The organism is Actinopolymorpha sp. B11F2, from assembly GCF_040195635.1.
Lineage (GTDB): Bacteria > Actinomycetota > Actinomycetes > Propionibacteriales > Actinopolymorphaceae > Thermasporomyces.
In genome coordinates, this window is record NZ_JBEFTX010000006.1 from 34,597 (window position 1) to 61,133 (window position 26,537).

Here is a 26,537-nt window from a genome sequence, read left to right on the forward strand (position 1 = left end):
ACTCACCTCCCCACCAGCAGCGTGACGGCGGGTTCGGTGACCGCCAGGACCGCTCCGGGATACAGCCCGAGCACCAGCGTCAGCGCCACAAGCGGCGCCCACGACCACACCTCGATCGCGGTGACGTCACGAAGGGCCGCGCCGTTCTGTACGAGGCTCGGCCCGATCGTGTCGTTGCCCTGGCAGATCCGCCGAACGAGGACGAGGAAGTACGCAGCGGTGAGGACAGCGCCGAGTCCGGCGAGCACCATCAGCACGATGTAGGTCGTCCGGGCGAGCGCGGCGTGAGGTTCGTACGCACCGAACAGCGCCAGCATCTCGCCCCAGAACCCGGCCAGCCCGGGGAGCCCGAGGCTCGCCACCGCTCCGAAGACGAACAGCCCGCCGAGCCGCGGCATCCGTGCGTACAGTCCGCCACCGAGGTCGGCGAGGACACCGGTGCCGTGCCGGTCCTTGATGGCGCCGGCGAGGAAGAACAGCAGCCCGGTGATGAGCCCGTGCGCGACCCCGGCGAAGATCGCGCCGTTGACGCCGACCGGCGTGAGTGTCGCGATGCCGAGCAGGACGAAACCCATGTGGCCGACGGAGGAGTACGCGATGAGCCGCTTCAGTTCGCGCTGCGCCAGACAGGCGAGCGCGCCGTAGATGATGCCGACGGTGGCGAGTCCGGCGAGGTAGGGCGCCACCGCGCGGGCGCCGTCGGGGACGACCGGGAGCCAGACGCGGACGAAGCCGTACGTTCCCATCTTCAGGAGTACGCCGGCCAGCAGGACCGAGCCGACCGTGGGAGCTTTCGCGTGCGCGTCGGGCAGCCAGGTGTGCAGGGGCCACATCGGGCTCTTGACCGCGAGGCCGAGTCCGATGGCGATGGCGGCGAGCAGTTGGGCGCCCGCGGTGATCTCCCGGCCGGCGCCCGCCGCGAGAGCGGTGAGGTCGAACGTACCGGCCTGTGCGTACACCAGCAGGAATCCCAGCAGCATGAGCGCGCTGCCGAGCAGGGTGTAGAGGATGAACGTCGTGGCCGCGCGGCGCCGCCCCGCTCCGTCGTGCGGGTCGCCCCAGACGGCGATGACGAACCACATCGGGATGAGGACGACCTCGAAGAACAGGAAGAACAGGATCAGGTCGAACGCCACGAACGTCCCGAGCATCCCGACCTCGAGGAGCAGGACGAGAGCGACGAACGCCCGGGTCGGTGGCCGCTGTCCTTGCCCCGCGGAAGTGGCGCCGCCACCAGCGGAGGCGGCCGCTGCGTCGGAACCGGCGGACGCGGCGGACGTGACGGACGCGGCGGACGTGACGGACGCGGCGGACGTGACGGACGCGGCGGTCGAGGGCGGGATGCGGGTCGTGTAGAGCAGGCAGCAGAACGCCAGCAACGCCGTGAGCAGGACCATCGCCAGTGAGATGCCGTCGATGCCGAGATGCCAGCGGACATCGATCGCGGGGATCCAGCTCGCGTCCGTCTCGAACTGCACCCGTTCCGCAGCCGCGTAGTCGAAGCGCACCGCGACGACGACAGCGACCAGCAACGTCGCCGCGCCGACGACGGCGCCCACCCGCGCCACCACCGGCTCGGCGACCAGCCTCGGCGCACCCGCCACCACCCCGGCACCGACGAGGGGCAGGGCGAGGAGGAGCCAGAGCAGGACGTTCATGGCACCGCCCGCACGGTGAGGCCTGCCAGGAGCAGCATCACCAGCCACATCAGGAGTTCGATCACGCGACCACCCCCCACGCCGCGAGGGCGAGGACGAGAACACCGGCGACGACCAGGCTCAGGTAGGTCGAGACGTTCCCGGTCTGCGCGAGCCGCAGCAGGCCTCCGACGGCGCGGGCCGCTCGGCCCGAGCCCTGGACGTAGAAGTCGACGACGTCGCGGTCGCCGGCCACGACGATGCGCGCGAGTGCGTAGACCGGTCGTACGACGATCCTGGCGACCACCGCGTCGATCCGGAAACCCTGCTGCAGCAGGGGTCTCGCCGGGCCGAACAGGTCCGCGGGGTCGCGCCTGCCCCGGCTCCGCCATGCTGCCGTGACCGCCGCGACCGCGAGTCCGGCAAGGGCGAGCGACAGCATCGTCGTACTCGCATGGAGCAGGCTCGGCGCCTCGGCCTCCGCGGGCCCACCGCCGCCCAGCCAGCGCGCCCAGGTTCGCGGGGCCAGCGCCAGGAACCCGAGCAGTGCGCTCGGCACCGCCAGTACGATCAGCGGCCATCGCATGAGTGCCGGTGCCTCCGCTCTTGGAGCAGGGATCCCCCCATCCAGGGCATGTGCCGCAGGGGCACCCTCACCCAACGGAGCCGACTCGGGCGCGGCGCCGAAGAAGACGCGCAGCCACAGCCGCGTGCAGTACGCCGCGGTGAGGGCGACGGTCGCGAACCCCGCCACCAGCAGTATCCATCCGACGCTCACCGGCAGCACTCCACCGTGCTGGACCGCTTCCTGGATCGCACCGAGCACGGCGTCCTTGGCGAAGAACCCCGACAACGGCGGCAGTGCCGCGAGCGCCGCCAGGCCGATCGTCATCGTCACGAACGTCACCGGCAGCGTCCGCCGTAGCCCGCCCATCGCCGACATCAGGTTGCTGCCCACGGCGTGGATCGCCGCGCCCGCGCACAGGAACAGCAACGCCTTGAACGCCCCGTGCGCCACGAGCAGCAGGACTCCCGCGGTGTAACCACCCGCCGCGAGTCCCGCCAGCATGTAGGCCAACTGGCTCACCGTCGACCACGCCAACACCCGCTTGATGTCCTCCTCGGCGAGCGCGGCAAGTGCCGACCCGACCATGGTGATCGCGGCGATGACGGCGAGCACCGCGAGCGTCGCGGGCGCGAGTTCGAACACCGCGAGCAGCCGCGCCACCAGGAACACTCCCGCCGCCACCATGGTCGCCGCGTGAATGAGCGCGCTCACCGGTGTCGGCCCGGCCATCGCGTCCGGAAGCCAGATGTGCAGGGGGAACTGCGCCGACTTGCCGACCACGCCACAGAGCAGCAGCAGGGTCGCCAACGTGGCTGTACCGGCTGTCAACCCGTCATTGACGGCGGCCTCCTGAATCTCGCTGATCCGGAAGGAACCAGCTGCCACGCCAAGGACGAAGATCCCGAACAGAAAGCCGATGTCGCCCAGTCTCGTGACCAGGAACGCCTTCACCGCGCTGTCACGCGCGTCGGCGAGCTCCCAGTGATGGCCGATCAGGAAGTACGAACAGACGCCCATCACCTCCCAGCCCACGAGCAGCACCAGGAGGTCGTCGGCGGCGACCACGAGCAGCATCGCGGCGGTGAAGAGCGACACCAGGCAGACGTACGACGGATACCGCGGATCCCCGCGCAGGTAGTCGATCGAGTAGACCTGCACCGCCAGCGCCACGCTCGTGACGAGCAGACTCACCAGCGCCGAGAGCCCGTCGACCCGGAAGGCGATGTCGAACGCCAGCCCTCCCGTCGGCACGTGCGCCAGCACCAGCGTCTGGAGCTCGAGGCGCCCGGAGAGGTCGGCGATCACTACGGCGAGCGAGGCGATCCAGCCCACGCCGGCGCCCAGGACGCCGATCGGCGCGACGGCGCGAGGGGCGGCCTTGCCGAGCAGGAGAGTGAGGACGGCGGCGAACACCGCCGCGCCGGTCGCGGCAAGAAGGAGTGCGGTCATCGCTTGGCCTCCGCCGGTGCGTCCTCGGAGTTGCCGGAGGCATGTCGAGATGGCCGGCCATCATCCTCGGACGGCTCGGCCACGGCCGCCGCATCCGCTGGCTCAGCCGCTGCCTCCACCCGCGCGTCCTCCGCCGCATCCATCGCCGCCACCTCGTCGGCGTACGCCTCATCGGTGGCGTCGCGGTCGGCGAGCTCGCGGGCGTCCTCCACGTCGATCGACGCGCGGGTACGAAAGACCAGCAGGACGATCGCCAGCCCGAGCCCGATCTCGGCAGCGGCGATGGTGATGACGAAGAGGGTCAGGATCTGCCCGCTGTGCAAGGGGTCCCGGTGCCAGGCGTCGAAGGCGAGGACGTTCAGGTTGACCGCGTTGAGCATCAGCTCGACACCGACGAGGACGAGGACGGCGTTGCGCCGGGCGAGGACGCCGTAGACGCCGATGGAGAACAGTAGGACCCCGACGAGCAGCGGCAGCAGCAGTGGCATCAGCGGCCACCTCCGGTGCCGGTGACGCCTGCGCCCTTCGTTCCCTCCGGTGGCGTACGGGGCGTACTCCTCGAGCCACTCGGCGAACCACGGGTCGACAGCGCGATCGCACCCACGAGCGCGGCCAGCAGCAGCACCGACAGCACCTCGAACGGCAGGACCCAGGTGGAGAACACCGCTTCACCGATGGCCTTCGCGCTGCCGACCTCGACCCGGTGAAGGTCGATCACCTCACCGGCGAACCCCACCACCATCGTCGTACCGAGGACGGCCGCGACCGCCACCGCGACGATCCCGGCGAACCAGGCGTTCGCCTTGGTGAGGTCGGCGACCGGCCCGGTCGGCGCACGGGTGAGCATGAGCGCGAAGAGCAGCAGGACGACCACCGCTCCCACATAGATGAGCACCTGCACCCACGCCACGAACTCCGCCGTCAACAGCAGATAGCACCCCGCGAGCGCGCCGAGCGTCACCACGAGCCAGAGCGCCGCGTGGACGACCTGCCGCGTCGTGACGACCAGCAACGCCGAGCCGATCGCCACCACACCGAAGAGGGCGAAGAGCACCTGGACGGCTCTCATGGCTCGCCGTCCGCGTTCGTACGTTCGTTCTCACCGGCCTGCTCGCCAGGCTGAGCAGCGGCCTGCTCGACGGCTCTCGCCGCGGCCTTCTCCGCGACGCCGATCTCCTTGGCCGGCTCGGCGCCAGGGTCGACCGGCGGCGGTACGGGCACGGTCCACATCCACTCGCGCAGCTCGTCGCGTTCGTGGGTGAGGTCGGCGATGTCGGTCGTGGCGTACTCGAACTCCGGCGACCAGAACAACGCGTCGAACGGACACACGTCGATGCAGATCCCGCAGTACATGCAGAGGGAATAGTCGATCGCGAACCGGTCGAGCACGTTGTGGCTGCGTTCCCGCCCACCCCCCTCGGCCGGCGCCCCCCCATGTTGGTGCTGTGCCTCCTTGTGCGAGTCGATGTAGATGCACCAGCAGGGGCATTCGCGGGCGCAGAGCATGCAGACGGTGCAGTTCTCCTCGAAGAGCGCGATCACACCGCGCGACCGCGCGGGGAGGTCCGGCTTGACATCGGGGTACTGCTGCGTCACCGAACGCCTGGTGAGGTTGTCGAACGTCACCTTGAGCCCGTGCGCGAGTCCCTTGCCCGGGATCCCGGCCATCACCACACCTCCTTGCGTACAACCCGAAGTCTCATGACCGGACCACCGCCACGACGCCGGTGAGGGCGAGCTGCAGGAGGGCGAGCGGTACGAGCAACTGCCACCCCAACCGCTGCAGCTGGTCCGCCCGCAGCCGCGGGTAGGCGACCCGCACCCAGATCACCACGAACGCCACGGCGAACACCTTGAGCAGCGTCCACAACCATCCCAGCGCACCGGCGAACGGCCCCTCCCAACCACCGAGGAAGAGGACCGTCGTCAGGGCCGCGAGCACCACGATTCCGGCGTACTCCGCCAACAGGAACAGCGCGAACCTGATCCCGGTGTACTCGGTGTACGGCCCGAAGATGATCTCCGCGTCGGCGACCGGCATGTCGAACGGCGGCCGGTGCAGCTCGGCCAGTCCGGCGACGAAGAAGACGAACAGTCCGGGCAACTGCCAGATCAGCCACCACGGCTCCCACGCCTCGACGATGCCCGAGAGCGACAGCGTGCCGGCCGCCATCGCGACACTTGCCGCTGCGAGGACGAACGGCAGTTCGTACGCCAGCAACTGGCCCGCCGACCGGAACCCGCCCAACAGGCTGTACTTGTTGCCGCTCGCCCAGCCGCCCATGAGCGAACCGAGGACGCCGACCCCCATCACGGCGAGTACGAAGAACAGCCCGGCGTCGAGCTCGACCCCCACGAGACCCGGCCCGAACGGGATCGCCACCAGCGCCACGAGGTACGGCACGAGCGCGAGGACAGGCGCGAGTTGGAAGACCCGGCGATCCGCGTTCGCGGGTACGACATCTTCCTTCTGCGCGAACTTCACTCCGTCGGCGACGAGCTGCGCCCAACCGTGGAAACCGCCCGCGTACATCGGGCCGAGCCGACCCTGCATGTGCGCCATCACCTTGTGCTCCGTCTGCCCGACGAGAAGCGGGAGGACAAGGAACGCCACGAAGACGCCGCCCACGCGAAGGACAAACTCGAGCGCCTCAGCCATCGTCGCCCCCGCCGGTCGCTTCGGGCGGCTGCTCCCCTTGGGCCGGCTGCTCCCCCTGGGCCGGCTGCTCCCCCCGAGCCGGACGTTCCCCCCGAGCCGGACGCTCACCCCGAGCCGGACGCTCCCCCCGAGCCGGACGTTCACCCCGAGCCGGACGTTCAGCCCGACCACGGGCGGGCCGGGCCGGCGGTGCGGTGACCGCCATCGGGTCCGGCGCCTCCGAACCGGGCGGGCGCGGACCCCACGCCTCGGCGGCCGGTACGCCAGGTGGCGCCATCCGTCGCCGGCTCGGCGACCGGCCGGCGTCGTGGTCGGACTCGCCGGGTTCCTTCGCGCCAGGCCATGCCTTCGCCACCCGGGCCGCCAACACGAACTCCTTGCGCAACGGGTGACCCTCGAACTCGTCCGGCAGCAACAACGGCGCAAGCCCCGGGTGCCCGGCGAAGTCGATGCCGAACATCTCGTGCGTCTCGCGCTCGTGCCACCCCGCACCGGCGTAGACAGGGGTGACCGTCGCCAGAGCAGGCGCGGATCGCGGAATCCGCGTACGCACCAACAGGTGTGCCACCGCCGGAGCGCTCGACTCCTCCGACGCGGCGCCGAGCCGGGCGACGTGGCACACGACGGCGAAGCCCTGGTCGAGTTCGTCGACGGCGGACAACCAGTCGAAGAAGGTGCAGCCCGCCTCGTCCCGCAGGGCGCGCAGTGCCTCGACCCATCGGTCAGCGGGTACGTCGAGGGTGGGTGGACCGAAGCCCTCGTCGAGCCCGACCTCGACACCGAGCGCCGTCGCCATCAGGTCCCGGGTGTCGGTGTACCAGGTCACGAGGTGTCACCCGGCCGCACGGGCCGCCTGAGCAGGGACGCCACGCTCCGCCACCGCGACGGGGCGGCGCCGGCACCTGCGTACCGTTGTTCGAGCGACTCCGCCGCGATCTTCTCCTGCAGCTTGACGATGCCCTGCAGCAACGCCTCCGGCCGCGGCGGGCACCCCGGCACGTAGACGTCGACCGGCACGATCTGGTCGACCCCTTTGGTGACGCAGTACGAATCCCAGTACGGCCCGCCGGAGTTGGAGCAGGAACCGAACGAGATGACGTACTTCGGCTCGGGCATCTGTTCGTACAGGCGGCGGATCGCGGGCGCCATCTTGTCGGTCACCGTGCCGGAGACGACCATCAGGTCCGCCTGCCGCGGCCCCGGCGCGAACGGGATCACGCCCAGCCGGATGAAGTCGTGCCGCGACATCGACGACGCGATGAACTCGATCGCGCAGCAGGCGAGCCCGAAGTTGAAGACCCACAGCGACCAGCGCCTACCCCAGTTGAGAACGAACTTCAGGGGTTCGGGCGCCAGCTTCTGCAGCGGCCCGACATGCGGCATCGGCAGGTCGAGCGGCTGCGTGGTCTTCGGAGTGTTCGGCGCCGAACCCGTTCCCTGGCCGGCGGGGGTCGTCACGTCCATGTCAGCACTCCCTTGCGCCAGGCGTAGAGCAGGCCGACGGCGATGAAGCCGAGGAACACGAACATCTCCACCAGCGTCGTCCACCCGAACCCCGGCGCGGCGAAGATCGTGGCCCAGGGGAAAAGGTAGATCGCGTCGACGGCGAAGACGACGTAAAGGTAGGCGAAGACGTAGTAACGGACGTGGCTCTGCGCCCAACCCGCGCCGACCGGAACGACGCCGGACTCGTAGGTGAGGTACTTCTCACGGGACGGGTTGGTGGGCCGGAGGAGCCGGTTGGCGACGAGAGCCACCGCGGCGAAGACCACGCCGAGAAGCAGAACGCTCAGGACGACCGTGTAGGTCGCGTAGTAGTCCGCGTTCATGCCCCTCTCCTTCTCATCCGACGGCCGAGTCTAGTGTCGGGCGGGAGGGCGCCCTCAAGCTCCGCCCGCGCGCTTCGACACGCGCCTCCCTCCCCCGTGATCATGATCGTGATCATGAAGGGTTTTTCGGTCTATTCGCGACTTTTCCTTCACGATCATGGACCCGGCGAGCCCGCTTCGCGACTTGGCGGCGAGCGGCTCGGGCCACCGGCTGCTGCGCCGCCCCGCGCGCGCGACCTCCTGCTCCAGGACGTAGATCTGGGTGTAGTCGGGGCTCCCGACCACGGTGTCGACGATGACGTTCGCGACCTTCGAGCCGTGCAGCAGCGTCGTACCGCCCTCGCCGAGCGGCACCACGGGAAGGTACTCGTCCATGATCATCGCGTCGAGGCGGCCCCACTCGGCCAACGCCCTTGTCGGGCGGCAGCTTGCTGATCCGGTCGATCTCGGCGTTGACGCGATCGACGTTCAGGAACGACTGGATCGGGGCGCCCGGCAGATGGGCCTTCCGCCCGTCCAGGATCGCCGGGAGTACGGAGTCGCCGTTGGCCCAGTCCATGCACCAACTGCCCGAACGCAGGTTGATCGGCCGGATGCCGTCGCTTGCGAGGTCGTGGGCGAGCGCCGACGGCGCCGGAACGGTCTTGACGGTGAAACCGGCCTTGGTCAGGGCCTGCCACGCTTCGGCGACGGCCCGGCGTACCGACAGAGGAATCTTGCGGGTGTCCATCCACAGGTAGGAAATGCAGGGACTCGGCCCGACGACCAGTCGATTCTCGACGTCGGTACCGCGAATCAGCGGGTAGTTGTCGGCCAGCAGATCGTTGTAGCTCAGGGCGTACTGGTCGTCGCCCTCATCGGCGATGATCCGTTGCTGGATTTCGTTCTCGTCGAGCCCGAACTCGAAAGTGAACCTGTCGACGAACTGGTGCCGACCCGGATCCGTCGAATCCGACCATTCCCGGTTCTTCACCAAGGTAAGGGTTCTGCCGTTCCAGTCGGCGGCGAATTTGTACGGGCCGGTCGCCACCGGATGCCGGGTGTAGTCCTCACGGGTGTCCTTTGCCGCGGGAATCGGTGCGAATGTCGGAAGCGACGCGTAGTAACGCACCACATCGACCGCCTTGACCGGTGCCCCGTCCTCGTACCTCAAGCCATCGCGAAGAGCGAACTCCCACCGGGTGAAATCCGGTTCGCCCGGCCGAGATCGGTGGCCATATCCGGCACCAGAACCGGGTTGCCGTCTTCGTACACCGTCTGGGTGAGACCCCGGCTGGCCAACTTCATGATCGCCATGGTGTCGAGGTGGTAGACCCTCGTGGGGTCGAAGGTGGGTGGCGAGTTGGCGGACAGAACGCGCACCGTGCCGCCGGACCTGGCCTTGGCCACCTGCGGTGCGGGCGCCTCGGCGTGCGGGTCCTGCGCCTCGATGTGGTCCGTCGAGGTACGCCTCGGCTCAGGCGACCCGTCGCCGCTTCCCTGTCCAGGAAGCGAAAGCGCACTGCACGCCCCGAGCGCGAGCGCCCATGCCGCAGCGACGACCACCACCGAGACTCGCCTCCGACACCGCATCGAACGCCGCGTCTTGGGCCACATCGGACGCCGCGTCGAGCCCAGCGTCGGGCGACGTGTCGCATGTCGCATCGATGCGGCCCTCCATCCCGATGGGCCGGAACGTACCCTGGGTGGCCGGACTTGCGGGTACATCCTCCGGCACAAAACACCGAGGGTTACAGTCGAGTCGCGTATTGCGATGGCGTCCCAAAGTGCGGTGGCCCCCCCAACACCGAACAACCCGGACGTAGCATAGAAGCACGACAGGAGAGCGCGCCGCTCCCGAAGGCGGAGCCTCACAGCAACACGGTTTTGGGGACTAGCCCTGGCACGGCGCCCGAGGAGGTCGTTCGCCCGGTGACCAAACAGGTCCAGCAGGTCGACCGTGTCATCATCCGATTTGCCGGCGATTCCGGTGACGGCATGCAACTGACCGGTGACCGATTTACTCAGGAAACCGCATCTTTCGGAAACGACCTGTCGACATTGCCCAACTTCCCGGCGGAGATTCGCGCGCCGGCCGGGACACTGCCAGGCGTTTCGTCATTCCAGATCCATTTCGCCGATCACGACATCCTGACCCCCGGTGATGCCCCCGATGTCCTGGTGGCGATGAATCCCGCGGCGTTGAAGGCCAACCTGCCGGAGCTGCCCCGAGGCGCCACGCTGATCGTCGACGCGGACGAGTTCACCAAGCGGAACCTCAGCCGGGTCGGCTACACGCAGAACCCGCTCGACGACGGTTCGCTCGACGCCTACCAGACTCACGGGTTCAAGCTCACGAGCATGACCACCGAGGCGATCAAGGCCGCGCTGGGTCCGGACCAGGGCGGGTTGTCGCGCAAGGACGCCAGCCGGGCCAAGAACATGTACGCCCTCGGCCTGGTCTCGTGGCTCTACAACCGACCGACGGATTCGACCCTGACGTTCCTGAACGCGAAGTTCGCCCGGCTCCCCGCCATCCGTGACGCCAACATCGCGGCGTTCAAGGCGGGCTGGAACTTCGGTGAGACCGCCGAGGCGTTCGCGATCTCCTACCAGGTCCGGCCGGCGGAGATGAAGGCCGGGCTCTACCGCAACATCTCCGGCAACCTCGCTCTTGCGTACGGCCTCATCACGGGGGCCAACCGGGCGGGGCTGCCGATGTTCCTCGGTTCCTACCCCATCACGCCGGCGAGCGACGTCCTGCACGAGCTGAGCAAGCACAAACGCTTCGACGTGACGACGTTCCAGGCCGAGGACGAGATCGCCGGGGTGGGCGCCGCCCTCGGTGCCGCGTTCGGGGGCGCGCTCGGAGTGACCACGACCTCCGGGCCCGGTGTCTCGCTGAAGTCGGAGACGATCGGCCTGGGTGTGACGCTCGAGCTGCCGCTGGTGGTCTGCGACATCCAGCGCGCCGGTCCCTCGACCGGGATGCCGACCAAGACCGAGCAGGCCGACCTGCTGCAGGCGATGTTCGGGCGCAACGGCGAGGCGCCGGTCCCGATCATCGCCCCGCGCTCGCCGTCGGACTGCTTCGACGCCGCCATCGAGGCCGTACGCATCGCCGTGACCTATCGCACGCCGGTGTTCGTGCTGTCCGACGGCTACCTCGCCAACGGCTCGGAGCCGTGGCGGATCCCGGACGTCGCCGACCTGCCCGAGGTAAAGGTCGAGTTCGCCACCGAACCCAACCACGAGACCGAGACCGGCGAGCGGGTCTTCTGGCCGTACAAACGCGACCCCGAGACCCTCGCCCGCCCCTGGGCGGTGCCGGGCACACCCGGCCTCGAGCACCGGATCGGCGGGCTGGAGAAGGCGGACGGACACGGCAACATCTCCTACGACGCCGCCAACCACGACCTCATGGTCCGCACCCGCCAGGCCAAGATCGACGGGATCGCCCGGACCATCCCGCCGCTGGAGGTCGAGGACCCCGGCAAGGACGCCAAGGTGCTCGTCCTCGGCTGGGGCTCGACGTACGGCCCGATCGGCGCGGCATGTCGGACGCTGCGCGAGCACGGCACCCCGGTCGCACAGGCGCACCTGCGGCACCTCAACCCGCTGCCACCCGACCTGGGCGAGGTGCTCAAGAGCTACGAACGCGTGCTGGTCCCGGAGATGAACCTCGGCCAGTTGGCCATGCTGCTGCGGGCCCGCTACCTCGTCGACGTGGTGACCTACAACCGCGTTCGCGGGCTTCCGTTCAGCGCCGCCGAACTCGTCGAGGCGATCGGCGAGCTCATCGGCTCACTCGAGGACGGCGACGATGCCGGCTCCCTGTCTGACCCGTCGCCCAACGGCCACGTCCGTCACGGCGTCGACGTGGAGGAGGACTGCAGACGCTCATGACCACCACAGATCTGCCGCTGCCCGGACTGCGGGGCGTCCCGACGGCTGACGCTCCGCAGAACCGCAAGGAGTTCACCTCCGACCAGGAGGTGCGGTGGTGTCCGGGGTGCGGCGACTACGCGATCCTCGCGGCGGTGCAGGGGTTCCTGCCCGAGCTGGGCGTCAAGCGGGAGAACGTCGTCTTCGTCTCCGGCATCGGTTGCTCGAGCCGGTTCCCCTACTACCTCGACACGTACGGCATGCACGGAATCCACGGCCGCGCCCCCGCGATCGCGACCGGCCTCGCCACGTCGCGGCCGGACCTGTCGGTGTGGGTGGTCACCGGAGACGGCGACGGGCTGTCCATCGGCGGCAACCACCTGATCCACGCGTTGCGGCGCAACGTCAACCTCAAGATCCTGCTGTTCAACAACCGGATCTACGGGCTGACGAAGGGCCAGTACTCGCCCACGTCGGAACTGGGGAAGATCACCAAGTCGACGCCGCTCGGCTCGCTCGACGCGCCGTTCAACCCGGTGTCGCTGGCCCTCGGCGCCGAGGCGACGTTCGTCGGACGCACGATCGACACCGACCGCAAGCACCTCACCTCGGTGCTGCGGGCCGCGGTGCAGCATCGGGGCGCGTCACTGGTCGAGATCTACCAGAACTGCAACATCTACAACGACGGTGCGTTCGAGATCCTCAAGGGCAAGGACACCCAGGACGAGGCGGTGATCCGGCTCGAGCACGGCCAGCCGATTCTGTTCGGCCGCGACGGCGAGCTGGGTGTCGTCCGCGACCAGGCGTCCGGCGGGCTGCGGGTCGCGCCGGTGGCCGAGGTCGGGGCAGACGCCGTGCTCGTGCACGACGCCCACGGAGCCGACCCGACGACGGCGTTCGGTCTCTCCCGGCTCGCCGACGCGCAGACGCTGCACCACTCGCCGATCGGGATCTTCCGCCAGGTGGAGCGGCCGACCTACGACGATCTCGCCCGTGACCAACTGGCGAAGGTTCGGGCCGACAAGGGCCCCGGCGACCTGGCACAACTGCTCCAGGGAGCCGACACCTGGACCGTCGGCTCCAGCGCCTGACCGCCCACGCCTGACCGCGGATGCGGCATGGCCGGGCCTGAATGACCACGCTGAGCAGGCCCGTGGGAAGTCGACCAGGCGTACCGTCCGTCGGACAATGACCACGCTGAGCAGGTCTGCGTACCTCGGAGAGGCGTCCATGCCTGGCCCAGGTGCCACTGGCATGCTCAGCGTGGTCATTGTCCGACGGAGGCGCCGCGCCTGAACGCGGGGCGGAGATCCCAGTCCGCGAGACCAGCGAGCCGACAATTCGTCTGATCAATCCGTCGTACGTAGTCTGCGACGTGTGGACGAGCAACGCCGGGGGTTGATCTTCGGCGTCCTTGCCTACGCGAGCTGGGGACTGTTCCCGCTCTACTGGCCGCTCGTCCAACCCGCCGGATCGGTCGAGGTCCTGGCGCATCGGCTGATCTGGTCGCTCGTCTTCGTCACCATCCTGCTGAGGATCCGCCCCCGCCCGGGTTGGTGGGCCGCCCTCCGGACCCGTCCGCGCAGTGTCGGCTACCTGTCCGCCGCCGCGCTCATCATCGCCGTCAACTGGGGCACCTACATCTGGGCCGTCAACCACGACCATGTAGTGGACACGGCTCTCGGCTACTACATCAACCCGCTCGTGATCGTGATGGCCGGTGTCCTGCTCTTCGGCGAACGCCTCAACCGCGCCCAGTGGACCGCGCTCACGATCGCCGCCGTCGCGGTCGTCATCCTCACCATCGACTACGGCCGGCCGCCGTGGGTGGCGTTCACGCTCGCCCTGACCTTCACGGCGTACGCCCTGTGCAAGAAGAAGGCAGCCGCCGGTGCGATGGAGAGCCTCGCCGTCGAGACCACGGTCGCGGGCCCGCTGGCACTCGGATATCTCGGCTGGCTGGAACTCACCGGAGCGGGTGCCTTCGGCCACACGGGCTGGGACAAGGCCGTCCTGCTGGCCGGCGCGGGCGTGGTCACCGCCATCCCGCTGCTGCTGTTCGCCGCCGCGGCCACCCGGGTCTCGCTGACGACGCTGGGGATCATCCAGTACATCGCGCCGACGTTGCAGTTCCTGATCGGCGTGCTGGTGTTCGCCGAGCCGATGCCGCCGGTACGCCTGGCCGGCTTCGCCATCGTCTGGCTCGCCCTCGCGATCTTCACGTGGGACGGCCTGCGACGGGGCCGCCGCGCGCAACTGGAAGCTGCAGAATCCGGTCCGCCATCGCGAGGAGCAGCTCCCGTCGCCGAGCCAAACTGACCGGCGGCGCCCACAGGCCGCGTTCGAGCCCGGCGATCGCCGGATCCATCCCGAACCTCGCCACCCAGTGGTGCAACCACTTCGGATGCGGGCAGTAGCGGCGTTCGGCCGCGAACCATGTCACCAGCGCGTGCCGCATCACCTTGCTCAGCAGGTCGTGGAACAGCCACCCGTCGCCACGGCGAGCGCAGGTCGCAAGATCCCGGTCGTACGACGGCAACTCCTCGGCCAGCACGCTCCGCGACCGTTCGACGAGCGCCGGAGGGAATGTCGACAGCTGGGACCTGACCTCCGCGCCGGTGCCGGCGCCGTCGGCGAGCAGCGTGCCGTAGGCGAAGCCCGCAATGGCGTACAACGGGGTCGGGTACTCCACGCCCTCCCACCCACGGCCGGACCGCACATCGCTGGCCCAGCCGTCGAAGACACGGCGGGTCTTGTGGGAGACGTCGACCTGGAAACCGCCGATGTCCAGCCGGTCGAGCACGAAACCAGGCTGGTGGAACGTCACTGGAACGCCGCGGCCGGTGTGGAGCTTCTCGACCGGGCGATCCGACGGGGCGGGAGGGCCGTCCCGGTCCCACACCAGGACGATGTCGACGTCGGAGTCGGCCGTGAACCCGGTGAACACCGATCCCTGGCCGTAGGCGAAGGCGAGCCCGCCGAGGGCACGGTAGGAGGGTACGACCTGGCGAGCGATCCGGAGAGCGGTGTCCACCCCACGTATCCTGGCGATCCACGCCAGTCCGCGCATCGGCAGGTCCAGGACAGGCCTCCGCAGGGCGCGGTGCGGCCCGGATACTCGACTCCACCGGAACCGCGAGTGGTCCGAAAGTTCACCCGCTTTCAGGCGGGCACCTCCGAGCAGTTCCGAGGGCAGGAAGGATGTCGGTCCATGACAGCAGCGGTGAAGGCGGTGAGCCGCAGCGCGACCCATTCGTTCAGCAAGGACGTCTGCGAGCGCGTCGAGCTGCTCGCCGGCCTCGGTGTGGCGGGTGACGCCCACTCCGGTGTGACGGTCAAGCACCGGTCGAGGGTGGCCCGGGACCCCAGCCAGCCCAACCTCCGTCAGGTCCACCTCATCCACGCAGAGCTCCACGAGGAGCTGGCCGAGGCGGGGTTCACCGTGGCGGCGGGGCAGATGGGTGAGAACGTCACCACCCGGGGGGTCGACCTGCTCGGACTCCCCACCGGCACGCGGCTCCATCTCGGCGCGTCGGCGGTGGTCGAGGTGACCGGACTCCGCAATCCGTGTACGCAGTTGGACGACTTCCAGCCGGGCCTGCTCGCGGCCGTCCTGGGCCGCGACGAGACCGGCAAGGTCATCCGCAAGGCCGGCATCATGGGAGTCGTGGTCACCGGCGGTGAGGTCCGGCCCGGTGACGCCATCCAGGTCGAGCTGCCACCAGAACCGCACCGTCCACTCGACCGGGTCTAGACGGTATGCAGAGGCCTCAGCCTCTGCATACCGTCTAGGCCGCTGTCTGCCAAGGAGCCCGGCGCTCATCCAGCGTCAGGTTGCTCCCGTTTCTGGTCGAGGATGCGTTCGGCCATCGAGACGAACACCTCGCGGCGGCGTTCGAGGGTGATGGGCAGCCACAGCGAACGCTCCAGCGACGCGATTCGGCTGTCCATCCCGAACCGCGCGATCCAGTGCTGCAGCCACTTCGGGTGCGGGCAGTACCGGTGCTCGGCCGAGAACCACGCGACGAGCGCGTGCCGCAGCACCCTGCTCAGGAGTTCGTGGAAGAGCAACCCATCGCCGCGGCGGGCCGAGCCGGCAAGGTCGCGTTCGTACGACGGAAGTTCCGCCTCCAGCACGGTCCGGGACCGCTCGATCAGCAGGGGCGGAAATGACGTGAGGTCGCTCCGTGCGGCGGCGGCGAGCCCGTTCTCGTCGATGAACATCCGGCCGTAGGCGAATCCCGCGATCGCGTAGAGCGGCATCGTGGAGTCAGAGTCCTCCCAACCCCAGCCGGAACGGATGTCCCGGATCCACCCGGAGAACGTCTCGTGCGACTTGTGGGAGACCTCGATCTGCTCGCCGTTGACCCAGAACCGGTCCAGGGAGAAGCCCGGATAGTCGTGCTGCAGCGGCTTGCCGGGGCCGTTGTGCAGGTCCGCCATGGCCTGGGAGCGCACCTTGGGCGGATCGCCGTCCCAGACCATGATCAGGTCGAGGTCGGAGTCGTTGGTGAAACCCGCGATGACCGGGCCCTGGCCGTAGGCGAACGCGAGGCCGTCGAGCGAGCGATAAGCCGTGGTGACGCGGTTCGCGATCTCGAGAGCGGAGTCCACGCGCATATCCTCTCCACCCGGGCTCGTGGACGCGAGTCGGGGCCGATGCCGGCCGTCCGCAGCCCCAGGTCCCGCCCATGTTCCGCCCATGTCCCGCCCGTGTGGAGTCCGCGCCCAGTCCGCACCACCCGCAACGGTGGTACGTACGCACGCACCGTGACAAGGTGCAGGCGTTCCGTCGGCGACGGGCGAGCTGGCTGGCTGAGCGGGCGGGCGGGCTAGCTGTCGGCGGGTGTCGACGGCCGGATTCCCGGCGGTCACCGGCCGTTCAGGTCCGCGCCGCGTCGCGCTTGTCGGAGTCACCTAGCTTCGGCCTCGGGATTCGACCGCGGGTTCGACGCGCCTCGAAGGCGGAGCGGCGCGCGGTCCCGGCCCCCGCTCGGAGCGCTCACGCCCGGCTCCGGGCACACCTTCGTACCTGTGCGGACCTGGAGTGTGTTCTGACATGAAGCGGCTCCTCCCCCTCCTTCCACGACACGGCTCACGGAGCCGGCTGACGTGTGAGTTCCGGTGCGGCAACGCCTGCGACCACCCGGTACCCAACCGGAGCGACAACCCATACTTCGCAGACGTCGTGGCGTCGGCGCTGTCGAGGCGTTCGCTGCTGAAGGGAACCGCGGCCGGCGCGTTGGTGATCGGCGGCGTCGCTGGCGCGGCCGTGCCGAGCGCGGCGGCTGCCGCGAGCCCGAAGGACGGCCCGCGCCCGAGCAACGGACGTGGCAGCGGCGGATCCCGGATCAGTGACCTCGACTTCACCACCGTCGCGCCGAACACCCGCGACGCGGTCGTCGTTCCGGACGGCTACGCGCAGGCAGTCGTGGCCAGCTGGGGCGACCCTGTGCTGCCCGACGCCCCGGAGTTCGACTTCGAGAACCAGACGGCGGCGGCGCAGGAGAAGCAGTTCGGCTACAACTGTGACTACGTGAGCGTGCTCCCGCTGGGGAGCGGTTCGCGGGGCGGCGAGAGGGCGCTGCTCGTCACCAACCACGAGTACACCGACGAGGCCCTGATGTTCCGCGGATGGGCCGACGGTGCATCGGCGTCCGAGGAGCAACTGCGGGTCTCGCTCGCAGCCCACGGGATGTCCGTCGTCGAGATCGAGCGGGTCGGACGTACGGGCCGGTGGAAGCTCGTCACCTCGGGGCAGCGGCCGTTCAACCGCCGGCTCACGGCCACGACGCCGTTCGTTCTCACCGGCCCTGCCGCGGGAGACGACCTGGTCCGGACGGAGGCCGACCCGACCGGACGCCGGGTCCTCGGCACGCTGAACAACTGCGCAGGCGGCACCACGCCATGGGGCACGGTCCTGTCCGGTGAGGAGAACTTCAACCAGTACTTCGAAGCGTCCGGCGCCGTCGACCCTGCGTACGTCCCGGCATTCACGCGTTACGGCCTGCCGACGGCCCAGGCGGCGGGCAAGTCGTGGGCCAGGATCGACGAACGCTTCGACCTGACGAAGAACCCGAACGAAGCGAACCGGTTCGGCTGGATCGTCGAGCTGGATCCGTACGACCCGGAGGCGCCACCCCGCAAGCGCACCATGCTCGGGCGAACGAAGCACGAGGGCGCAACCGTCTCGGTGACGCGTGACGGCCGGGTCGCTGCGTACCTCGGTGACGACGAGCGCTTCGACTACCTCTACAAGTTCGTGTCCCGCGACCGCTACCGGACGACCCGGACCGCCGCCGCGCACCGCCACAACATGAGTCTGCTCGACCGCGGCACCCTCTACGTCGCCAAGTTCACCGGCGACGGTGCGGACGACGGGGAGTACGACGGCACCGGCGAGTGGATCCCACTGACGAGCGACGAGGAGTCGTTTGTCGACGGGATGTCGGTCGCCGAGGTGCTCGTGCACACGCGGCTCGCGGCGGACAAGGTAGGCCCCACCAAGATGGACCGGCCGGAGGACGTCGAGCGGAATCCGGTCACCGGCTCGGTCTACATGGCGTGCACCAACAACTCCAACCGCACGGCGGAGCAGGTCGACGAGGCCAACCCGCGGGCGGCCAACAAGCACGGTCACGTCGTCGAGATCGACGAGAGGCGCGGGGACGCGGCGGCGACGTCGTTCAACTGGCGGCTGTTCCTGGTCTGCGGGGATCCGAGCGATCCGACGACCTACTTCGGTGGGTACGACAAGTCCAAGGTGAGCCGGATCTCGTGCCCGGACAACCTGGCGTTCGACGGTGCGGGAAACCTGTGGATCTCCACCGACGGCAACGCGCTGGAGTCCAACGACGGGCTGTTCGCCACCCCGGTGCGCGGACCGGAACGCGGGCACGTCAAGCAGTTCCTGACGGTGCCGGTGGGCGCGGAGACGTGCGGACCGCTGGTGACCTCTGACCAGCGGACGGTGTTCGTCGCCGTCCAGCACCCGGGCGAGGTCGACGGCGCGACCCCGGAGGAGCCGGCATCGACGTGGCCGTACGGCGGCCAGCCACACCCGTCGGTCGCCTGCGTCTGGAAGGACTGACCCGCCCCTGCGCCCTCCCGCCTCGGTGATCATGAAGGCACCCGGTACGTAGGGGCCCGTTCCCCTTCACGGTCCGGTCCGCTTTCATGATCACGGGAGCGAATGAGGACAGGCGAGGAAGGGGCCGACGACGCGGGGGCCTGGCACCGGCGACAATGCTGGCATGACGAACGTCGCCGGGCTGCTGCTCGCCGCAGGTGAGGGCGCGAGGTTCGGGCGGCCCAAGGCGCTGGTCGAGTTCGGCGGACAACTCCTCGTCGAGCGCGGACTCCGACTCCTGACCGCGGGAGGCTGCGCCCCGGTGCACGTCGTCCTCGGTGCGGCGTACGACGAGATCCTCGCGACCGCCGACCTCGCCGACGCGACGACGGTGGTACGCAACGACGCCTGGCCGACCGGCCTCGGGTCGTCGTTGCGAGCTGGCCTGGCGTCCATGCCACCGGACGTCGGCGCCGTCGTCATCACCCTCGTCGACCAGCCCCTCGTCACCGCCACGGCCGTCGAACGCCTTCGCGCTGCATACGCCGCGGGTGCTGTGGCGGCGGTGGCGACCTACGGCGAGCACCCTCGCCATCCGGTGCTCCTCGCCCGCACCATCTGGAACGACGTCGCCGACCGAGCCACCGGCGACGCGGGTGCCCGGGGATTCCTGCGGAGCCGGCCGGATCTCGTGACGAAGGTTCCCTGTGACGACGTGGGGTCTGCCGCAGACATCGACACACCGGACGACCTCGCAACTCTGCGAGACGGCGCGGCTGCGGACAGCTGAGAACACGCCCGAGATCAGTCCCGCTACAGGACCGACATACGGACGCTCTAAGGTGGGCAGCCCGCAGGGAAGGCATGCGCCATCGCCACAGGTCGACATGTCGCCTGCGAGGAGGACAACGAGAGACTGGCCACCTGGTTACGGCTGAAAGGCGGCAATGCTTCGGCGACGTACAGACGACTCAGCTGAGCCCACTTCCGCGCGTCTGAACCTGGACAGTCAGCGGGCTGCCGAACTGGACAGCTAGCGCGCATGGCACGACACGTCAGACTCCGGGAGCCCCGCCACCACTGGACCCTCATCTGCCTCCTGCTCGCTTCGCTCGCGGCCGTCCTCCTCGTCCACGGGTACGTCGAGAAGGGCTCTGACGGGCAGGGATACCTTGAAGAGGCGTGGAGCAGCCCGACAGCGCCATCAGAGCAGAGCTCATCCACCAGCCCGTTGCCGCTCTCGTACGCCGGTCCGATCCTCGACCTCAGCCGCTCGCGGCCAGCCCGGACCGAGATGCCCCACCGCACCATCGCCCTGACGTTTGAGGATGGGCCCGATCCCCGATGGACCCCGCAGATCCTCGCCGCCCTGCGCCGACACGGCGTCCGCGCAACGTTCTTCGTCGTCGGATCCAGGGCCGCCGCTCATCCCGAACTCACCCGACGCATCCTCGCGGAGGGGCACGAGATCGGCAGCCACACCTACACCCACGCCGATCTCGGCGGAATTCCCGGCTGGCGACGCGCCGTGGAGCAGACGCTCGCGCAGAGAGCGCTCGCCGGGACGACTGGGATGCACACCTACCTGCTCCGGCCGCCGCACACCTCGACTCCCTCGAGGCTCACGGGGCAGGAGTACGAAGCCGCGCGTGACGCGAGCCGGCAGGGCTACCTCATCGTGCTGACCGACCGCGACACGCGTGACGCCTCAGGTCGTACGACGAAACAGATCGTCGCGGCGGCCACACCGCACAAGGGTCGCGGCGCGGTGGTCCGCCTGCATGACGCCGGAGGCGACCGGAGCGCGGTGGTCGAGGGCGTGGATCGCCTGATCACCCGGCTCCAGCCGAAGAAGTACCGCTTCACGACCGTCTCCGACGCCTTGCATCTGCGGGAGGCCAACACTCCCGCCGGCATGGTCGACCGCTCGGCGGGCGCCGTCCTGGTAGGTGCGCAACGCGCCGGAAAGGTGGCAGCCGAGGGACTCACGATGGCCACGGTGGCTGCCGGCGTCCTCACCGTCGGGCGGCTGGTTCTCATGGTTCTGCTCGCCTGGCGCCACGAGATCGGCGTACGCAGGGCGCGCGCACGTGTTCTCCGGGCGCAGGCCCGCGCACTCCGGGCGCAGGCCCGCGCACTCCGCTCCCGATCCCGCGCCGTCCGGTTACGCACCCATGGCGCACGCACGCGTGCGGACCGGGCGCGCGAGCGGGCGTACTCCATGACCAGGAAGTCGCACTACCACCCGCCCGTCTCGGTCATCGTCCCCGCCTACAACGAGGCGGCGGGCATCACGGCCACCCTTCGATCCCTCGTGGCGAGCGACTATCCGGGCGATCTCGAGGTGGTGGTTGTCGACGACGGCTCGACTGACAACACCGCGGCCATCGCGTCCAGGCTCGGCCTTCCCGAGGTCAGGGTGATCCGCCAGCGGAACGCCGGAAAGGCCTCGGCGCTCAACACCGGAGTCTCGTACTCCCGCCACGATGTCCTGATCATGGTGGACGGGGACACCGTGTTCGAACGCACCACCATCAGGCGCCTGGTGCAGCCGCTCGCCGACCCGGAGGTGGGTGCGGTGAGTGGCAACACGAAGGTGGGCAACCGGCGGGGAGTCCTGGGCCGCTGGCAGCACATCGAGTACGTCATCGGCTTCAACCTCGACCGGCGGATGTTCGACCTGCTCGAATGCATGCCCACCGTGCCGGGCGCGATCGGCGCCTTCCGCTACGAGGCCCTCGCGAGCGTGGGCTGGGTCAGCGATGACACTCTCGCCGAGGACACCGACCTCACGATGGCGCTCTGCCGGACCGGTTGGCGAGTCGTCTACAAGCAGAGCGCCCGCGCGTGGACAGAGGCGCCCAGTTCCCTGAGCCAGCTGTGGCGCCAGCGGTACAGATGGTGCTACGGAACGCTGCAGTCGATGTGGAAACACCGCCGTGCAGTGATCGAGCGCGGTGCCGCGGGCCGCTTCGGGCGGCGTGGCCTCACCTACCTCGCCGTCTTCCAGGTCGCGCTGCCCCTGTTCGCACCAGCCGTGGACATCTTCGCGCTGTACGCCCTGCTGTTCGGGGGACCGTCGAAGGTGCTGGCGGTCTGGCTGGCGTTCGTGCTCCTGCAGATGATCGTCGGAGGCTACGCACTCCGACTCGACCGCGAACGCCTCACCGCCTTGTGGACCCTGCCGCTCCAGCAGTTCGTCTACCGACAGCTCATGTACATGGTCGTCATCCAGTCCGTCGTGACGGCAGTACTCGGCGCTCCCCTGCGCTGGCACACGATGCGCAGGGAAGGGACGTTCGCCAATTCCCAGGTGTCGGCCGTGCAAGTCCGGAGTCGCGGTTGACCGACCACCTCCAATTGTCCGGCCTACCGCGAATGCACCATTTGAATGCAATCTCAATGAACTGCGAGGTTACAGAGTGTTGAGCAAGTCCTTTCTGTCACTACATATCTCCGCAGTCCTACCTTCCACCGCCTACACTGCTTCGCCGTGAGACGACAACCGCCTGGCAGGCACGCGGTCTTCGTCGACCACTCCGGACGCCGGCACCGCATCCTTCGACAGGCAGGGCGGATCGGCGGAGGCCTGGTGGCCGCGGCGCTCGTGCTGCTCTGCATAAGTCTGTTCACCGACTCCGATCCGGGCACGCCACCGTGGACCCTGGGCGAGCAGAAACCATCCCCGACCTCGACTCCGGCGGCGCGCCCTCATCGTGGGCGCGCGGATCAGCCGGCCAGCCGGGCCGGGCGGGACAAGGAGACCGAGAAGGCGCGCCCGTCAGCGACAGCCTCCCCGAGCCCGACGCCGACCACCACCTCGCGCACGGGTGATCCGACCCGTACGCCGACTCCCACTCCCACTGCCACGCCGACCAAGGCGTCGGGTTCGAAGCCGGAGACACCACCCGGGCGCGCGTCCCGCTCGCCCAGACCGCCCGACCGCCCCTGACGTGCACCGCCACGTCCGGCTCCGCGAACCGCGTCAGCACTGGGCCCTGCTCAGTCTCGTGATGGCCGTGCTCGTCGGCGTCCTCCTGCTGCAGGGCTACGTGAAACGCAGTTGGAGCGACCTCTCGCCGGCACCACCGGAGCCGGGTCGTGGGACGCCACCAGGGCACCAGCGAGATGCCCGCGTCCTGGCCGACTCCGGGCCCGTCGTCGACCTCTCCGGCCCGCGACCCGGCGCTGCGGCCATGCCGGCGGGCACGATCGCGCTCACCTTCGACGACGGACCGGATCCGCGGTGGACACCGCAGATCCTCGAGGTGCTGCGCCGCCACCACGCCCACGCGACGTTCTTCGTCCTCGGCTCGAAGGTGGCAGCCCATCCGCAGCTGACCCGGCAGATCGTGGCCGAGGGGCATGAGCTCGGCTCGCACAGCTACACCCATCCGGACCTCAGCCGGGTCCCCACCTGGCAGCGCGGGCTGGAACTCTCCCTCACGCAGAAGGCCATCGCCGGCGCCACGGGACACCACACACGACTGCTCCGACCGCCGTATGCCTCGGTGCCTTCCGCCATGACCACACCGGAGTACGAAACCGCCCGGGCGCTGAGCCGGGATGGTTATCTCATTGTTCTGGCCGACCGTGACACCAAGGACTGGTCCGGTCGTACGCCCGAACAGATCGTGGCCGCCGCGACTCCGCGCGGCCGACAAGGCGCCGTGGTCCTGGTCCACGATTCCGGAGGTGACCGGGGCGCGACCGTCACGGCGGTCGACCACCTATTGACCCGGCTGGATGCCGCCGGCTACCAGTTCACGACCGTATCCGACGGGGTGGGGCTGCCCGCCACGAGCCTGCCGGCGACACGTCCGCAGCGCCTCGCTGGCCTGACGCTGGTCGGAGCACAGCTGGTGGGCCACGTCCTGGCAGCCGGTCTGACCGTGGCACTCGGCATCGCCGGCGCACTCACCCTGGTCAGGGTCGTTCTCCTCGTGAGCGTGGCCAGGCTGCATGCCCGGCGCGCCAGGCGTGCGCGTCGGACGTGGCGGCGACAACTCCAACAGCGCCGACGCGTCATGCGACTCATCTTCCCCGCAGTCTCCGTCGTCGTACCCGCCTACAACGAAGCGGCAGGGATTGCGGCGACCGTCCGTTCACTGGTCGCCACCCGGTATCCCGGCAGGGTCGAGGTGATCGTGGTCGACGACGGCTCGACCGACGGCACCGGACACATCGCGGCGCGTCTCCGACTCCCCGGCGTGACCGTGATCCGCCAGGCCAACGCCGGCAAGCCAAGCGCCCTCAACACGGGGATCGCCCGCGCGAGATCCGGCATCCTGATCCTCGTCGACGGCGACACCGTCTTCGAACCCCACACCATCGAACGACTTGTCCGGTCGTTCGCAGATCCGCGGGTTGGTGCGGTGAGTGGGAACACGAAGGTCGGCAACCGCCGCGGACTCCTCGGACGCTGGCAGCACATCGAGTACGTCATCGGGTTCAATCTCGACCGCCGGATGTTCGACGTCTGGGCCTGCATGCCCACGGTGCCGGGCGCGATCGGGGCGTTCCGCCGGGAGGCGCTTGCCAGCGTCGGCGGCATCAGCGACGACACGCTGGCAGAGGACACCGACCTCACAATGGCGATCTGCCGGGCCGGTTGGCGCGTGGTCTACGAGGAGAAGGCGCGGGCCTGGACCGAGGCGCCGAGCTCGCTTCGCCAACTCTGGCGGCAGCGCTACCGGTGGTGTTACGGCACGCTGCAGTCGATGTGGAAGCACCGAAGGGCCCTGATCGAACGCGGCCAGGCCGGCAAGTTGGGGCGCCGTGGGCTCACGTACCTCGCGCTCTTCCAGGTCGCCCTACCCCTTCTTGCACCGGCCGTCGACGTGTTCGCGTTGTACGGGCTCGTGTTCGGCGAGCCGGCGCGCGTCCTTGCCGTGTGGCTGGGCTTCCTGCTCGTCCAGGTCCTCGCCGGGGCCTACGCGCTGCGGCTGGATGGCGAGCGTCTACGGCCGTTGTGGAGCCTGCCCCTCCAACAGGTCGTCTACCGGCAGCTCATGTACCTCGTCGTCATCCAGTCGGTGGTGACGGCCCTGCTGGGTGCGCCGTTGCGCTGGCACGCGATGCGCCGGCAGGGGACCTTCGCCAGGCGCGGACCGCTCGCCATGCCCTGACCAGCCCCGTCCACGTCGTGGTCTCACGTCGTACGGGGGACCCCGGGACCGGGGGGCCCGGGGACCGGGGGGCCCGGGGGGCGGGCGACCCGGCGGCCCGGGGGCGGGCGGTAAATGACCACGCTGAGCATGCCCGTGTTCGCCAAAGAGGCGTCGACACCCGTTCCGGGTGCCGAACGCCTGCTCAGCGTGGTCATTTACGGCTCGCCTGACACAGGTGTCACGAGAGCCGCATTTACCGCACCCGGTCGGGTGGTGGGCCAGTCGTCACCCCGTACGCGAGACCACCAGGTCGCACAGGCCGGCGAGCGCGTCACGCGCCGGTATGTCCGGAAGAGACGGCAGCGTTGCGCGCGCGTCGTCGGCCCACTGCTGCACGATCGCCCGGGCCTGGTCCATCGCCGGATGCGCCCGGAGCAGCTTGAGCGCCTCCGCGTGCTCGTCGTCGTCGACCAGCGGCTTCGCCAGCAGGTCCCGCAGCCGCGCGTCGGCCGGGTCCCGTGAGCGCTGCGCCAGGAGCACCGGCAGCGTGGGAACGCCCTCGCGCAGGTCCGTCCCCGGCGTCTTGCCGGACTGGTCGGAGTCGCTCGCGATGTCGAGGACGTCGTCGGAGAGCTGGAAGGCGACCCCCACCTTCTCGCCGTACTCCGTCACGACCGCCTCGACCTCGGCCGGTGCGCCGGCGAGCTTCGCACCCAACCGGGCCGACGTGGCGATCAGCGAACCGGTCTTGTCGGCGAGGACGGAGAGGTAGTAGTCGAGCGGGTCGTCATCGTCGGACGGCCCGAGTGTCTCGCGGATCTGCCCCTCCACGAGCCGCGCGAAGGTCTGCGACTGGATGCGTACGGCCTCGAGCCCCAGATCCACCATCCGGTCCGACGCCTTCGCGAACAGGTAGTCCCCGGTGAGGATCGCGATGGTGTTGTCCCAGCGGGCGTTGGCGCTCGGAGCGCCGCGGCGCAACGCCGCCTCGTCCATCACGTCGTCGTGGTGCAGGGTCGCGAGGTGGGTGAGTTCGAGGACGACCGCCACCGGCGCGACCCCCGGCGCCTCGTGGTCGCCGAACTCCGCGGCCAGCACCACGAGCAGCGGCCGGAACCGCTTGCCCCCCGCCTCGATCAGGTGCCGCGCCGTCTCGGTGACGAAGCCGAAGTCGCTCGCGACGACGGTCGACAGCTGCTGCTCCACCTCGTCGAGTCGCGCCCGCACACGTGCGTCCAGGTCGGCGTCGACGAACGGAACGGTCAGCCCGGTCATGCTCATCGGCACACCTACCCTCCCGCTGCGGCTGCGACGCGTCGCCCGCCCCCGCGGTCGCCCGTCGCGATCCGCGG

At 69.5% G+C, this 26,537-nt stretch carries 22 protein-coding genes and 1 pseudogene; 8 read left to right on the forward strand and 15 right to left on the reverse strand.

Translation table 11 applies throughout. The annotated features are described in order from the left end of the window. Positions 1–2: 2 nt before the first annotated feature. From ABN034_RS12920 to ABN034_RS12970, 11 genes and pseudogenes are all read right to left on the reverse strand, one after another. Positions 3–1,658: a complex I subunit 4 family protein gene (locus ABN034_RS12920; RefSeq protein WP_349691251.1), complete on the reverse strand. Its 1,656-nt coding sequence runs from the start codon at positions 1,656–1,658 to the stop codon at positions 3–5. Positions 1,659–1,719: 61 nt separating this feature from the next. Continuing rightward, on the reverse strand, positions 1,720–3,654 hold the full coding sequence (locus tag ABN034_RS12925) for an NADH-quinone oxidoreductase subunit 5 family protein (protein ID WP_349691252.1): 1,935 nt from the start codon (positions 3,652–3,654) through the stop codon (positions 1,720–1,722). After that, on the reverse strand, positions 3,651–4,142 hold the full coding sequence (gene nuoK / locus ABN034_RS34395; protein WP_502879034.1) for an NADH-quinone oxidoreductase subunit NuoK: 492 nt from the start codon (positions 4,140–4,142) through the stop codon (positions 3,651–3,653). The genes ABN034_RS12925 and nuoK overlap by 4 nt, the downstream gene beginning before the upstream one ends. Further along, positions 4,142–4,723 (reverse strand): NADH-quinone oxidoreductase subunit J family protein, encoded by a 582-nt coding sequence (locus ABN034_RS12935; RefSeq protein WP_349691253.1) that lies wholly within the window; start codon positions 4,721–4,723, stop codon positions 4,142–4,144. The genes nuoK and ABN034_RS12935 overlap by 1 nt, the downstream gene beginning before the upstream one ends. Before the next feature lie 230 nt (positions 4,724–4,953). Further along, positions 4,954–5,196: pseudogene (locus tag ABN034_RS12940) on the reverse strand (4Fe-4S binding protein); the annotation flags it as partial. 157 nt (positions 5,197–5,353) lie between these two features. Continuing rightward, positions 5,354–6,313 (reverse strand): NADH-quinone oxidoreductase subunit NuoH, encoded by a 960-nt coding sequence (gene nuoH / locus ABN034_RS12945; protein WP_349330104.1) that lies wholly within the window; start codon positions 6,311–6,313, stop codon positions 5,354–5,356. Continuing rightward, positions 6,306–7,139, reverse strand: a complete 834-nt coding sequence (locus tag ABN034_RS12950) for an NADH-quinone oxidoreductase subunit C (RefSeq protein WP_349691254.1) — start codon at positions 7,137–7,139, stop codon at positions 6,306–6,308. Before ABN034_RS12950 ends, nuoH begins: the two co-directional genes overlap by 8 nt. After that, positions 7,136–7,777, reverse strand: a complete 642-nt coding sequence (locus ABN034_RS12955; protein ID WP_502879036.1) for an NADH-quinone oxidoreductase subunit B — start codon at positions 7,775–7,777, stop codon at positions 7,136–7,138. The genes ABN034_RS12950 and ABN034_RS12955 overlap by 4 nt, the downstream gene beginning before the upstream one ends. Next, complete coding sequence (locus ABN034_RS12960; RefSeq protein WP_349691255.1) at positions 7,768–8,142, reverse strand: NADH-quinone oxidoreductase subunit A; 375 nt, start codon at positions 8,140–8,142, stop codon at positions 7,768–7,770. Before ABN034_RS12960 ends, ABN034_RS12955 begins: the two co-directional genes overlap by 10 nt. Positions 8,143–8,254: 112 nt before the next feature. Beyond that, entirely contained in the window at positions 8,255–9,295 is a 1,041-nt protein-coding gene (locus tag ABN034_RS12965) for an ABC transporter substrate-binding protein (protein WP_349691256.1), read from the reverse strand. Continuing rightward, positions 9,292–9,690 (reverse strand): hypothetical protein, encoded by a 399-nt coding sequence (locus ABN034_RS12970; RefSeq protein ID WP_349691257.1) that lies wholly within the window; start codon positions 9,688–9,690, stop codon positions 9,292–9,294. Before ABN034_RS12970 ends, ABN034_RS12965 begins: the two co-directional genes overlap by 4 nt. Positions 9,691–10,053: 363 nt before the next feature. Between ABN034_RS12970 and ABN034_RS12975 the strand changes: the two genes are divergently transcribed. The 3 genes from ABN034_RS12975 to rarD all read left to right on the forward strand — a co-directional run bounded on the left by ABN034_RS12975 (position 10,054) and on the right by rarD (position 14,325). Then, positions 10,054–12,027 carry a 2-oxoacid:acceptor oxidoreductase subunit alpha gene (locus tag ABN034_RS12975; RefSeq protein ID WP_349691258.1) on the forward strand — a complete coding sequence of 658 codons (1,974 nt, stop codon included), beginning with the start codon at positions 10,054–10,056 and terminating at the stop codon, positions 12,025–12,027. Continuing rightward, positions 12,024–13,097: a 2-oxoacid:ferredoxin oxidoreductase subunit beta gene (locus tag ABN034_RS12980; protein ID WP_349691259.1), complete on the forward strand. Its 1,074-nt coding sequence runs from the start codon at positions 12,024–12,026 to the stop codon at positions 13,095–13,097. Before ABN034_RS12975 ends, ABN034_RS12980 begins: the two co-directional genes overlap by 4 nt. A gap of 286 nt (positions 13,098–13,383) precedes the next feature. Continuing rightward, the gene (gene rarD, locus ABN034_RS12985) at positions 13,384–14,325 is read left to right on the forward strand and encodes an EamA family transporter RarD (RefSeq protein WP_349691260.1); all 942 of its coding nucleotides are present in this window, start codon (positions 13,384–13,386) and stop codon (positions 14,323–14,325) included. Here the strand turns inward: rarD and ABN034_RS12990 are convergent. After that, positions 14,225–15,040, reverse strand: a complete 816-nt coding sequence (locus ABN034_RS12990) for a DUF4037 domain-containing protein (RefSeq protein ID WP_349691261.1) — start codon at positions 15,038–15,040, stop codon at positions 14,225–14,227. The two genes, rarD and ABN034_RS12990, sit on opposite strands and share 101 nt — an antisense overlap. A gap of 177 nt (positions 15,041–15,217) precedes the next feature. Here ABN034_RS12990 and ABN034_RS12995 point away from each other — a divergent pair, with 177 nt between their 5' ends. Further along, positions 15,218–15,760 (forward strand): MOSC domain-containing protein, encoded by a 543-nt coding sequence (locus ABN034_RS12995; RefSeq protein WP_349691262.1) that lies wholly within the window; start codon positions 15,218–15,220, stop codon positions 15,758–15,760. Positions 15,761–15,825: 65 nt separating this feature from the next. Here ABN034_RS12995 and ABN034_RS13000 read toward each other — a convergent pair whose 3' ends face one another. Next, complete coding sequence (locus ABN034_RS13000; RefSeq protein WP_349330094.1) at positions 15,826–16,620, reverse strand: DUF4037 domain-containing protein; 795 nt, start codon at positions 16,618–16,620, stop codon at positions 15,826–15,828. 445 nt (positions 16,621–17,065) lie between these two features. On the opposite strand from ABN034_RS13000, the gene ABN034_RS13005 reads away from it, so the two are divergent. The 3 genes from ABN034_RS13005 to ABN034_RS13015 all read left to right on the forward strand — a co-directional run bounded on the left by ABN034_RS13005 (position 17,066) and on the right by ABN034_RS13015 (position 22,421). After that, the gene (locus ABN034_RS13005; RefSeq protein ID WP_349691263.1) at positions 17,066–19,096 is read left to right on the forward strand and encodes a PhoX family protein; all 2,031 of its coding nucleotides are present in this window, start codon (positions 17,066–17,068) and stop codon (positions 19,094–19,096) included. A 163-nt stretch (positions 19,097–19,259) separates the two neighbouring features. After that, positions 19,260–19,865: a nucleotidyltransferase family protein gene (locus ABN034_RS13010; RefSeq protein ID WP_349691264.1), complete on the forward strand. Its 606-nt coding sequence runs from the start codon at positions 19,260–19,262 to the stop codon at positions 19,863–19,865. Between the two features lie 252 nt (positions 19,866–20,117). Beyond that, the gene (locus tag ABN034_RS13015) at positions 20,118–22,421 is read left to right on the forward strand and encodes a bifunctional polysaccharide deacetylase/glycosyltransferase family 2 protein (RefSeq protein WP_349691265.1); all 2,304 of its coding nucleotides are present in this window, start codon (positions 20,118–20,120) and stop codon (positions 22,419–22,421) included. Positions 22,422–22,804: 383 nt separating this feature from the next. Here the strand turns inward: ABN034_RS13015 and ABN034_RS13020 are convergent, their stop codons facing one another. After that, positions 22,805–22,945, reverse strand: a complete 141-nt coding sequence (locus ABN034_RS13020; protein WP_349691266.1) for a hypothetical protein — start codon at positions 22,943–22,945, stop codon at positions 22,805–22,807. Positions 22,946–23,028: 83 nt separating this feature from the next. Here ABN034_RS13020 and ABN034_RS13025 point away from each other — a divergent pair, with 83 nt between their 5' ends. Continuing rightward, a complete protein-coding gene (locus ABN034_RS13025; protein ID WP_349691267.1) occupies positions 23,029–25,203 on the forward strand; it encodes a bifunctional polysaccharide deacetylase/glycosyltransferase family 2 protein in 2,175 nt (724 codons plus the stop codon). Positions 25,204–25,470: 267 nt separating this feature from the next. On the opposite strand, the gene ABN034_RS13030 is transcribed toward ABN034_RS13025, so the two are convergent. Continuing rightward, on the reverse strand, positions 25,471–26,466 hold the full coding sequence (locus tag ABN034_RS13030) for a polyprenyl synthetase family protein (RefSeq protein ID WP_349691268.1): 996 nt from the start codon (positions 26,464–26,466) through the stop codon (positions 25,471–25,473). Between the last annotated feature and the right edge of the window lie 71 nt (positions 26,467–26,537).